Origin of the sequence: Pseudomonas sp. W15Feb9B (assembly GCF_000828175.1) — a bacterium.
In the GTDB taxonomy this organism is placed as follows: Bacteria; Pseudomonadota; Gammaproteobacteria; order Pseudomonadales; family Pseudomonadaceae; genus Aquipseudomonas; species Aquipseudomonas parakoreensis.
Genome location: NZ_JTKF01000065.1, coordinates 17599 through 27603 on the forward strand (window position 1 = coordinate 17599; position 10005 = coordinate 27603).

The window sequence follows — 10005 nt, forward strand, 5'->3', positions numbered from 1 at the left end:
AGTCAGCTTCAAGGTTAACGTGCTTGCGGAGTCGGACATGAGAATCGGTGAACTGGCGAAAATCAGCGGACTGGCGCCTTCGCGCATCCGCTTCTACGAAGCGAGCGGGTTGATCACTTCGGTCGCGCGCAAAGCCAATGGCTATCGCGATTACGCACCTGACACTCAGTGGGTATTGCAGATCATCACCGGCGCGCAGGCGGCGGGTTTCTCCCTGGAGGAAATCCGTCAGTTGATGCCGATGAATGCCAGCGGTTGGCAGCACGACCAATTGCTCAGTGGCTTGAAGCGAAAAGTCGATGAAATCGAAGTCCTGCAGCAGCGACTGGCGCAGAACAAGGAGCAGTTGCTGCGGGCCATCAAGGGGATCGAGGATAAGCCTGCGGGGATGGCGTGTGCTGACAATGCGCAGATGCTGATCCATCGGCTGCGCGAAGACGGCGTGGCTTCTGCGCCCGACAAGCAGCCAGCAGCTGCGGCAAGAAAAGCCAACGCCCGTCAGGCATCCAGAGTCTGACGGGCTCACCTTAAACCTCGCTTTAAGGTCAACCCCGCTGCTGCGAATAATTTTTGCTGATGGCATCGGACTTTTACTTGAGCCTCAACCTGACGTTAACGCTAGCGTCTGAAGCTGATTGGGCAAGGCAATAACGCTGCTATCAGGTCCTATGGAGCCTGCGCATGAGTCAGCGAAATCACCTTGAAAAAAGTCATTGACCTTAAAGTTGACTTCAATCTTATGGTGGCCTCATCTCCAGTTGAGGACTGCTCCATGAATGTGTTCGACCCCCTGACCTTACCCAACGGTTCGACCATCAAGAACCGTATCGCCAAAGCCGCCATGGAAGAAAACATGGCGGACGCCGACCAGGCACCCTCCGCAGAATTGATGCGTCTGTATCAGGCGTGGGCCGATGGCGGTGCCGGGCTGATCATCACCGGCAACGTGATGGTCGACGGCCGCGCGATGACCGGGCCGGGCGGCGTGGTGCTGCAAGATGATCAGCAACTCGACAAGTTCAAGCGCTGGGCGCGGATCGGCCGTTCTGCCGGTGCGCAGTTCTGGTTGCAGATCAATCATCCGGGGCGCCAGATGCAGTCCAACCTCGGGCAGAAAACCTGGGCGCCGTCAGCGGTGCCGCTGGACCTGGGCAAACTGTCCAAGCGTTTCGCCACGCCCCACGCCATGACCGCCAGTGTGATTGAGGACGTCATCCAGCGCTTTGCGAACACCGCACGCCTCGGTGAACAGGCCGGCTTCACTGGGGTGGAAATCCACGCCGCTCATGGCTATCTGTTGAGCCATTTTCTCTCGCCACTGACCAATCAAAGGACGGACGAGTGGGGCGGCTCTCTGCAGAACCGTGCGCGGTTATTGGTCGAGATTGTCAAGGCAGTCAGGGCAGTGGTTTCTGCAGAGTTTGCCGTAGCGGTCAAACTCAATTCTGCCGATTTCCAGCGCGGCGGATTCACCGCTGACGACGCGAAAAAGGTGGTTGAGTTGCTCAACGATCTGGGCGTGGATCTGGTGGAACTGTCCGGTGGTAGCTACGAAGTCCCGGCCATGCAGGGTGAGGCGCGCGATGGTCGCACGTTGGCTCGTGAGGCCTATTTCGTCGAGTTTGCCCGGGACATCCAGACCGTTGCGAAAATGCCGGTGATGGTCACGGGGGGCATTCGTCGTCGCCCGGTGGCCGAAAGCGTCGTGCAGAGTGGTGTGGACATGGTCGGCATCGGCACCGCGTTGGCCATCGATCCGTACCTGCCGCGCGACTGGCAGCAGGGCAAGGACAACGCCCCGCAATTGCCGCCGATCACTTGGAAAAACAAGGCCGTCGCCGCCCTGGCGAACATGGCGGTGGTGAAGTTTCAGCTGGGTAAACTCAGTCGGGCGAAAAAGCCTGATCCGGGGGTGTCACCGTTGCGCGCGCTGATACTGCAGCAGATCGGCATGGCGTTTCGCACTCGGCAATATCGACGCTGGGTGGAAAAGCGTTCGGCGTGAGTCGCAAGGCATTTCAATCGTGACGTTGGCGGACGCTCTGACGAGAGCCCGCCCACGTCAACCGGTCAGTTCGGCATCAGCACCGTATCGACCACATGAATCACGCCATTGGATTGCATGACATCCGCGATGGTAATGGCCGCCTTGCCGCCTTTGGCGTCCTGCACCCACAGCTTGCCGTCGTGCAGCATCACGGTCAGCGATTCGCCCTGGACGGTTTTCAGCATCACTTTGCCGCCGTGCATTTTGGCGTCGTCCATCAGCTGTTTGGCAGTGTGAGTGCCGGCCACGACGTGGTAAGTCAGGATCTTCGTCAGGTCCACCTTGTGTTCAGGCTTGACCAAGGTATCGACCGTGCCGGCGGGCAGTTTTGCGAAGGCTTCGTTGGTAGGAGCGAAGACCGTGAACGGGCCCTTGCTGTTGAGCGTATCCACCAGCCCGGCGGCCTTGACCGCAGCGACCAGGGTCGTGTGATCCTTGGAGTTGACTGCGTTTTCGACGATGGTCTTCGTCGGATACATGGCCGCGCCGCCAACCATCACGGTATCGGCGGCAAAGCTGGACCCGGCGCCGAGGCAGAGCAGGGTGAAGCAAGCGACAGCAAGGCGTTTGATGAGCATGTGCATGGTGCGTCTCCTTGATTCTTCGACCCTTCGAATGAGGGTGTTGAATATACGGAGCAGGGGGTGAAACGGATGCAGCATGCAGCGAAAAACCTTTTGCGGTACGCCGAAACGGATTACCGCTAATCACGCAGGGTGGCTTCACCTGTGCGCGGGTTGGTCAGGGTCACATTCTCCAGCGCTCTGATGCGCCAAGCCTCGTTCTGCCTGATCAGCACCGCGAGAATCAGCGTATCCACCACATGCGCCCCGGCCGGATGTGCAGCTCCGGCCGACAAACGACTCCAGAAATGAATGATCTCAACCCCGTCAGCCACAGGATCGATATCGATCAGTTCATTCTCAAGAGTGGAGTCACGATAGATCGTCTGGTGAATGGGCGCGTGCAGCGCAACGATCTGCTCGACGCCCCGAACGAAGTGGCCGAAACGATTGACGAACGTCGCTTGCGGATCGAACAGAGCTCCGAGTGCCGCCATGTCGTGAGCGTTCCAGGCTGCCTGGAATGCGCCTGGAGCGTCTTCGGGTTTTTTTATCTGAGTCATGGCCGGGGCCTCGCAGATCGTTAGAATGCGCTTTTGAACATAAGAAACTCAGTATGGATGTACAAGCGCTCGAAAGTAGCGACGTTTTATCGTTCACGTTGGATCAGGCACATCGCTGTTTCGAAATGGTCGTCAGCCTGAAGGACGGCTGCCGATGCAAACTGACGGCGTGGAATATCGATGGCGCAGAGTTGCCCATCAGTCTCGGTGCTCTGCACATTCAAAATTCTCGCGTCCTCGGAGAGCTGGAAGGGATCAGCTTTGTTGAAAACGTTCTATCTCTCGAGGGTGATTTTGGCGACATGTCTATCGAAGCGGACACGGTTTTGGTCGAAAAGCTGATTTAGGCTTTGAGCGCAAAGGGAAGGATCGCCCTCTCGATAGACGATTCCATTCAAATCTCTGTCAACGCCTGGCGCAATACATTCTGTCTGTAAGCTGAGGTTCTGCCGGCGCGCTTGTTTCTAAACCTGACGCCAGCGCCTGATCAATCATTTCCAAGGAGGTCCCCATGACAACAGGGCAGTGTCTTTGCGCGGCAGTACGCTTTTCCCTCACGGTGGAACCGCGCTTTTTCTATCGCTGCCACTGCTCACTGTGCCGCAAACAGACCGGTGTCGGGTTCAACCTCGCTACTCTGGTCAGCGCTCGGGACTTTCGTTGGGACGCAGGGCAGGACTCGATCAACAGTTGGATCAAATCCAGCGGCTACAGAAACGACTTCTGCGCACAGTGCGGCTCGACCGTGCCCAACCCACTTCGCGAATCGCCTTACGTGTGGATTCCGCTCGGACTGCTTGATGAGGATCTGAGCATGGAATGCGTTGGCGATTTCTGTGTGGACGATGCCATGTCATGGGATACGCAGCGTTCAACGCAGAGTTATCACGGGGCGGTGGAGTCACTGGCGTTTCTTCTGCAAAAACTCCGGGTCAATCCTGATTGACCCGAAGCTCGCGCTGCAATTACTTCCTTAGATACGCAAACATGTGTTGCACATAATCCGCCTTGCCCAGCGGCACACCGTTGTGGCGCAGGATGTTGTACGCGGTGATCAGGTGAAAGTAGAACTGCGGCATCGCCCAGTCCACGGCGTATTCGCGGCCGGTCATGTCGAAGGCGATGCCGTTTTGCAGATCGAGGGCGATTTTCTTGTCCGCGCTGGCGTCAATCTGCGCCGGATCTGCCGCCGCCAGCATCTCCAGTGTGCTGTCGATCAATGCCTTGGCCGCCGCCATGTTTTCGGGCGGTGTGAGTCTGGTCAGCGGTTGTTGTGTCAGCCGCTGCACGGCGTCCTGTGCCTGGGTGCAGGTGTATTGAACTTGCGTCGCGAGGTTGTGCATGTCCGGGGCCAGACGTGCGTCGAGCAGAACTTGCGCGTCGTAGCCGCGCTCAAGGGCGTAAGCCTCGCTCTTGGACAGGATGGCCGCCAGCGAGCGCAACATCTGAGCGAAACGAGGAAGGGTCATTGCATGGATCGACATGGTTATTCCCTGTGTAGTCATTCAAAGGTGAGACCTCGGTGGCGAAGGGTAGTCGATTTGCTGTCGAAAATAACCGCGACAGCACACTTTGCGCAGGAACCTCCCCACGGCATTTGCCGTAGGTTCAATGATTAGCAGCGTCGCTCAACTGTTGAAGCTCAAGTTGCCTGGCAGCACTCGCTTCAAGGGTCGCACGCTCTACATCCAGATACCGATGAATGCTTTGGAGGTTGGCAATTTTCTGTTTGATTTCGGCCATCTTCTTTTCAATCAGCTTCGCGCCGTCAGCACAATCGATCAGCTTGTTGCGCTGCGCATCCAGAATCTCGCCTATTTCTCCCAGGGAAAATCCCATGCTTTGCGCGCGCTGGATAAAATCCAGATCCTGCAGGGTTTGCTCGGTGTAGACACGATAGTTGTTGGTTTGCCGCAGCGGTGAGATCAGGCCGATCTGCTCGTAGTAACGCAAGGTATGACGGCTGGCGCCGCTGCGAGCCTCGAGTTCGCCGATTTTCATGAAAACACCGCTTGACTGTAGAGTTGGGTCGATACTTTACGCTGGATTTCTCACCTTCAACAAGGAACAGGGAAATGAGCGTGGAGTGCTTTGTCACGGGGGGAACCGGCTTTATCGGTCAACATTTGCTGGCGAACCTGAGTGCAAAAGGTCACACCCTTCGGGTGTTGATGCGTCGCCCGGAGCGGCTGGCTGCGTTGCGCGAGCAAGTTGATAGTTTAGGCGGGTGCGCGACACGGGTGTTTGCCGTGGCCGGGGATCTGGAGCAGGACAATCTCGGGCTGAGCCTGGTTGATCAGGAGGTGCTGAGGCGCGCCAGCGTCATTTTCCACCTGGGCGCCCACTTCGCATGGGGGCTTTCGGTGGAGCAGTCTCGTGCAGTGAATGTGCAGGGGGCAAAGCGTGTGGCGCTGTTGGCGGCTGAGCAAAAAAGCCGTTTAGTGATGATCGGCGGCTACATGCTGAACAATCATGAACATCTGCAACGCATCGGCATTGATCCTCGTCAGCCGGAGTTGACGAATTGGCCCGCCGTCTACCGGCGTGTCGGTGGTTACGAGGCAAGCAAACTGGAGGCGCATTTTGCGACCCTGCAGGTCATGTCCGCCAAGGGCGGGGAGATGACCGTTGTCCACCCTGCGACGGTCTGTGGCCACAGCCGCACGGGGCATATCCTTGACGGCCAGCCTTTGGTGGCGCTGATACGCAACCTGGTGCAGGGCAAGCTGACTGCAGTGCCCGGTTCAGCCGAGCATTGGCTGCCACTGGTCACCGTGGATTATCTGGTCGAACTGGTGGCCGTTTGTGCTTTTGATCCTGCCATGGTGGGCGAGGAACTGCTGGCGCTTGATGATCAAACGCCAAACTTGCGAGAACTCCTGGCACAGGTGGCTAAACCTTTGGGCTTGAAGTCTCCCAAACATCACATTTCACTTCGACTGCTGAAGTGGTTACTGAGTATTCCTCCGGTCGCGTGGTTTTTGAATACAAAACCCGAAGCCCTGGACTTTATCCAGACCACTCGTTTCAACACCGCGGCGGTCGAGCAATTTGCCAACAGGCATGGAATGGCCAAACCGGACATACGTCAGGCTTTGCAGCACACGGCAACGTTCGTCAACGCGTATTACATAGCCAAGGGCCAGGCACTCTGACGTCTCCCTTGGGCGGCGCCGTCGATGCAGGGCGGCATTCTATCGAACGACCATTCAGCGACAAGGATCGTCACCGCGCAGCCTCGGATGCGCGGCAGGATCTTGTTTCGCTATTCACGGAACTGCCGCGAGACCGGCGTCGTTTTTACAACGCAAACGTAGTCCCACGCGTATTTACAAACAACGAGTAGATCGAGTGACTACTGGCCATGAACAGTCGATTGCCTTCGCGCCCGCCGAAGCACAGGTTGGGGCAGCGCTCTGGCAGCGAAATGTGCCCGATGGCCTTGCCCTGCGAATTAAAAACACGCACGCCGTCGAGTTTTTCCAGGTCGGCCTTGGGATCACCATTACCGCCCCAGCCGCACCACAGGTTGCCCGCTTCGTCGCATTTGATGCCGTCAATCGCGGCATAGTCCAAGCCTTCGATGTGCTTGCGGCGTTCACCCAGGGTGCCGTCGTCTTTCACCGTAATCGCCCAGATCAAGCGATTTGGCTTGGCGCGACCTTCGACGACATACAGGGTCTTTTCATCGGGAGAAAAGCACAGGCCGTTGGGGCCGTTGAGGTCGTCGATTACCCGAGTGACTTTTTGGCTCCCGCCGTCGATGCGGTACACGGCGTGGGGTTGGGTCGGGGTGACTTTGTGGCCTTCGTAGTTATTGCCGGTTTGGAATGGCGGGTCGGTGAACCAGATCGAGCCGTCACTTTTGCAGACGATGTCGTTGGGTGAGTTGAAGGGCTTGCCGTCGAAACTGTCGGCCAGCACGGTGATCGTGCCATTGTGTTCGGTGCGCGTGATGCGGCGCCCTTCGCTAGTGGTGGTGGAGCCTTCGCAAACGATCAGACGCCCTTGTCGATCCCGGCACATGCCGTTGGAGAAGTTTGAGTGTTCGCGGTACACCGTGAAGGAGTCGGTGATTTCGTCCCAGCGCATGATGCGATTATTGGGGATGTCGCTGACCAATAGATAGCGGCCATCACCGACCCACACCGGTCCTTCGGCCCAGCGCATGCCGGTGGCGAGTTTTTCAACACTGGCGTTGAAAATACGCAGGTCCAGGAAGCTGTCGTCGAGGATGTGAATCAGTGGATCAGGGTAGCGCTGACTCAAGGGTTCGGCGGCATCGGAGAAGCGGGGCAGTGCGGCGCTGCCGACAGTGGCGAGCGTGGCGGAAACAGCGAGCGACTTTTTCAGGAAACTGCGGCGGGTATTGCCTTTCGCTTGATCAAGGCTTCCAGGCTTGGCGGACAGGAATGAGTCCATGTAGCGATCTCCGTGGTTTTATTTTTGTTGAGGAGGCGTAGTAATACCCTGTGATAAGACATCGTACAAGTTGATATGGTCGGCATGGCGCTAACTCTCACCGATGCTGTCTTGCCCGGCCGGGTGATATCAGGGAAGCTGCGCCGAGCCCGGTTGCGGGGCAGTTGTTGAATTGTTCAGGGAAGCGTTGATGGCACTCAGGGTGTTGGTGGTTGGCGGGTATGGAAACTTTGGCAGCATCGTTTGTCGGCATCTGATCGATATGCCGGGCATCGAACTGGCGATCTCGGGGCGCGATCCGCAGAAGCTGGAGCGCAAGGTCGCTGAGTTGGGGGCGAGCTGCGAGCGCTGGTGTGGTGACGCAATGGGCGCCGGGTTCGCCGCTGCTCTGCGTGCGATGAATATTCAACTGGTGGTTCACACGGGCGGTCCGTTTCAGGGGCAATCCTATGCGGTGGCCGAAAGCTGCATCGAAGCGGGCGTCAACTATTGCGATCTGGCGGACTGCCGGACGTTCGTCAATGGCATCGGCGTACTCGATGCCCGAGCGAGAGAGGCCGGTGTCGCCATCCTCAGTGGTTGCAGTTCGGTGCCGACGCTGTCGTCGGCGATCATCGATGAGCAGCGCCATCGCTTCAAACGCATCGACTCGATCGAGCACGGCATTTCCTCGTCAGCGAAAATGCCGGGGTTGTCGACGATCGAGGGGGTGCTGGCGTATGCGGGCAAACCGATCCGCCAACTGCGCAATGGTCAAGTGCATGAGGTGATGGGCTGGGAAGACCTGACCCTGCGCAAGCTGCAGAACCTGGGCACTCGTGCGCTGGCCAATGTTGATGTACCGGACATGGACATCTTTGCCAGCCGGTTTGGTGCGCACACGTTGAGTTTCAAGGCTGGCGCTGGCCTCAAGCTCGGCGGCGTGGCCAATTATCTGTTTGCGCTGGCGATGAGGAAAGGACTGGTGCGTGACCACAGGGTGTGGGCTGCCAGGTTGCATCGCTGGGGGACATGGTTTGAGCGTTTCGGTGATGGCAAAAGTGCGATGTATATAGATGTGCGGGGTGTCGGAATGAACGACCTGCCGTTGTCGATGACGGCGCAACTGACCGCGCTGAATGACAAGGGGCCGGAGATCCCTAGTTGTGCTGCCGTCGCTCTGGCCGCGAAGATCGCCCGAGGTTACCTGCCCGAACCGGGTGCCCGTCCTTGTGTCGGTGAGATCAGCGTCGACGAATACATGGCAGCGATCAACGATCCGCAGAATCTTTGCCTGTCTGTGATGTTCTCTGACGGGATGTGGTGAGCATGCTTTATCTGAGCGTGAAGTACGTGCATGTCATCGCTGCGATTTTCCTCTTCGGCTTCGGCATGGGTTCCTATCTGTACCTGATTGCCGCCAGCCGTACGGCCAATCCACAAGTGATCGCGCATGTGGCGAAAATGGTGGTGCGTTATGACGCCTGGATCACCACGCCGGCGGGCTTCATCCAGATCGCGACGGGTTATTGGCTGATAAGGCTTTCCGGGTTGCCCTTGACCACGGACTGGGTGCTGATGTCGCTGATCCTGTTCTTGATAGTGGGATCGCTCTGGCTGCCGGTGCTGTTGCTGCAGAAACGTTTGCAAGGGATGGCGGCGGACGCGGTGCAATGTGGGGCAGGGGTTGATGCTGATTACCGGGCTGCTTATCGACAGTGGTTCTGGATGGGCGTTTGCGGGTTTCTCGGGATGTTCGTGATTGTCTTGATGATGGTGACGAAAATGACGCCGGGGCAGTGGCTGCAGTTGATGCTGTAGCGGAGCATTCACATTGGCGACTTGAGAAAGCGACGTTCGTGATCGGGGTCGGGCAACAGACAGGTGTCGTACTTGCCGAAGATCCGATAGCGATTCAGTGCCACGCGGTCGTAGGTCCAGTCTCTAAGTGCTTGTGGGAAAACTCGCAGAAGCCTGACCGGCGACCAACGAGCCGGCAGTTGTGCAATCACTTCGAAGAACGCATCGGAGCGCACCCAGTAATGCTCGTCGCGGATCACCGCCATCGTGTCGAACTCGTCGACCGGAAGACCGGCCCATGCCAGCAACGCCTGACCTTCTGGCGATTGCACTGCCGCCAGGCGCACTCGCTGCTTGTTGTCATGACGAATCAGAAAACGCGCCCAGCCGTTGCATAGCTTGCAGACGCCGTCGAATAGCACCACGGTCTCGCCTGGATTGAGCAAGGGGGCTGGAGTGGGGCGTATTCGGGAATCGGGCATGGGGGGCGATCCAGGCAGTTGGGCTGTCATTGTGAAGCATCACCGGAAATTGTTTCAGGTGATGGACCGTATGCTGCGCATCCGCTGACGTTGCGTCTATATATAAGCAGGCTTTTCGGTGCATTGATAGAAAACTGAAATTAACGGTT

General features: G+C 57.8%; 13 protein-coding genes. 7 read left to right on the forward strand and 6 right to left on the reverse strand.

Features of this window, described 5'->3' with window-relative positions; translation table 11 throughout:
* The first annotated feature begins 37 nt into the window (after positions 1–37).
* Positions 38–517 (forward strand): MerR family transcriptional regulator, encoded by a 480-nt coding sequence (locus OC71_RS25750; protein WP_041074683.1) that lies wholly within the window; start codon positions 38–40, stop codon positions 515–517.
* Between the two features lie 255 nt (positions 518–772).
* The gene (locus OC71_RS25755) at positions 773–2005 is read left to right on the forward strand and encodes an NADH:flavin oxidoreductase/NADH oxidase family protein (protein WP_041074684.1); all 1233 of its coding nucleotides are present in this window, start codon (positions 773–775) and stop codon (positions 2003–2005) included.
* A gap of 65 nt (positions 2006–2070) precedes the next feature.
* On the opposite strand, the gene OC71_RS25760 is transcribed toward OC71_RS25755, so the two are convergent.
* Together OC71_RS25760 and OC71_RS25765 are read right to left on the reverse strand one after the other, a co-directional pair.
* Positions 2071–2631: a fasciclin domain-containing protein gene (locus OC71_RS25760; RefSeq protein WP_041074686.1), complete on the reverse strand. Its 561-nt coding sequence runs from the start codon at positions 2629–2631 to the stop codon at positions 2071–2073.
* Between the two features lie 119 nt (positions 2632–2750).
* Positions 2751–3173, reverse strand: a complete 423-nt coding sequence (locus tag OC71_RS25765; RefSeq protein WP_041074689.1) for an SgcJ/EcaC family oxidoreductase — start codon at positions 3171–3173, stop codon at positions 2751–2753.
* Between the two features lie 53 nt (positions 3174–3226).
* Between OC71_RS25765 and OC71_RS25770 the strand changes: the two genes are divergently transcribed.
* The gene (locus OC71_RS25770) at positions 3227–3520 is read left to right on the forward strand and encodes a hypothetical protein (protein ID WP_041074690.1); all 294 of its coding nucleotides are present in this window, start codon (positions 3227–3229) and stop codon (positions 3518–3520) included.
* Positions 3521–3684: 164 nt separating this feature from the next.
* Positions 3685–4119: a GFA family protein gene (locus tag OC71_RS25775; RefSeq protein ID WP_041074692.1), complete on the forward strand. Its 435-nt coding sequence runs from the start codon at positions 3685–3687 to the stop codon at positions 4117–4119.
* 19 nt (positions 4120–4138) lie between these two features.
* Here the strand turns inward: OC71_RS25775 and OC71_RS25780 are convergent, their stop codons facing one another.
* Entirely contained in the window at positions 4139–4657 is a 519-nt protein-coding gene (locus OC71_RS25780; protein ID WP_041074694.1) for a DUF1993 family protein, read from the reverse strand.
* A 124-nt stretch (positions 4658–4781) separates the two neighbouring features.
* Entirely contained in the window at positions 4782–5174 is a 393-nt protein-coding gene (locus tag OC71_RS25785) for a MerR family transcriptional regulator (protein WP_041074696.1), read from the reverse strand.
* A gap of 74 nt (positions 5175–5248) precedes the next feature.
* Here OC71_RS25785 and OC71_RS25790 point away from each other — a divergent pair, with 74 nt between their 5' ends.
* Positions 5249–6328: an SDR family oxidoreductase gene (locus OC71_RS25790; RefSeq protein WP_041074698.1), complete on the forward strand. Its 1080-nt coding sequence runs from the start codon at positions 5249–5251 to the stop codon at positions 6326–6328.
* Between the two features lie 145 nt (positions 6329–6473).
* Here the strand turns inward: OC71_RS25790 and OC71_RS25795 are convergent, their stop codons facing one another.
* On the reverse strand, positions 6474–7595 hold the full coding sequence (locus OC71_RS25795) for an SMP-30/gluconolactonase/LRE family protein (RefSeq protein WP_041074700.1): 1122 nt from the start codon (positions 7593–7595) through the stop codon (positions 6474–6476).
* 190 nt (positions 7596–7785) lie between these two features.
* Here OC71_RS25795 and OC71_RS25800 point away from each other — a divergent pair, with 190 nt between their 5' ends.
* A complete protein-coding gene (locus OC71_RS25800; protein ID WP_041074702.1) occupies positions 7786–8901 on the forward strand; it encodes a saccharopine dehydrogenase family protein in 1116 nt (371 codons plus the stop codon).
* Between the two features lie 2 nt (positions 8902–8903).
* Positions 8904–9395, forward strand: coding sequence for a DUF2269 domain-containing protein (locus tag OC71_RS25805; protein WP_041074704.1), 492 nt, complete (start codon positions 8904–8906; stop codon positions 9393–9395).
* Between the two features lie 8 nt (positions 9396–9403).
* On the opposite strand, the gene OC71_RS25810 is transcribed toward OC71_RS25805, so the two are convergent.
* Positions 9404–9856, reverse strand: coding sequence for a thiol-disulfide oxidoreductase DCC family protein (locus tag OC71_RS25810; RefSeq protein WP_041074706.1), 453 nt, complete (start codon positions 9854–9856; stop codon positions 9404–9406).
* Positions 9857–10005 lie beyond the last annotated feature (149 nt).

Bases quoted from the DNA above. Each gene is read 5' to 3' on its own strand.
- OC71_RS25750 (WP_041074683.1), top strand. From the start codon at position 38: ATGAGAATCGGTGAACTGGCGAAAATCAGCGGACTGGCGCCTTCGCGC.
- OC71_RS25755 (WP_041074684.1), top strand. From the start codon at position 773: ATGAATGTGTTCGACCCCCTGACCTTACCCAACGGTTCGACCATCAAG.
- OC71_RS25760 (WP_041074686.1), bottom strand. From the start codon at position 2,631: ATGCACATGCTCATCAAACGCCTTGCTGTCGCTTGCTTCACCCTGCTC.
- OC71_RS25765 (WP_041074689.1), bottom strand. From the start codon at position 3,173: ATGACTCAGATAAAAAAACCCGAAGACGCTCCAGGCGCATTCCAGGCA.
- OC71_RS25770 (WP_041074690.1), top strand. From the start codon at position 3,227: ATGGATGTACAAGCGCTCGAAAGTAGCGACGTTTTATCGTTCACGTTG.
- OC71_RS25775 (WP_041074692.1), top strand. From the start codon at position 3,685: ATGACAACAGGGCAGTGTCTTTGCGCGGCAGTACGCTTTTCCCTCACG.
- OC71_RS25780 (WP_041074694.1), bottom strand. From the start codon at position 4,657: ATGTCGATCCATGCAATGACCCTTCCTCGTTTCGCTCAGATGTTGCGC.
- OC71_RS25785 (WP_041074696.1), bottom strand. From the start codon at position 5,174: ATGAAAATCGGCGAACTCGAGGCTCGCAGCGGCGCCAGCCGTCATACC.
- OC71_RS25790 (WP_041074698.1), top strand. From the start codon at position 5,249: ATGAGCGTGGAGTGCTTTGTCACGGGGGGAACCGGCTTTATCGGTCAA.
- OC71_RS25795 (WP_041074700.1), bottom strand. From the start codon at position 7,595: ATGGACTCATTCCTGTCCGCCAAGCCTGGAAGCCTTGATCAAGCGAAA.
- OC71_RS25800 (WP_041074702.1), top strand. From the start codon at position 7,786: ATGGCACTCAGGGTGTTGGTGGTTGGCGGGTATGGAAACTTTGGCAGC.
- OC71_RS25805 (WP_041074704.1), top strand. From the start codon at position 8,904: ATGCTTTATCTGAGCGTGAAGTACGTGCATGTCATCGCTGCGATTTTC.
- OC71_RS25810 (WP_041074706.1), bottom strand. From the start codon at position 9,856: ATGCCCGATTCCCGAATACGCCCCACTCCAGCCCCCTTGCTCAATCCA.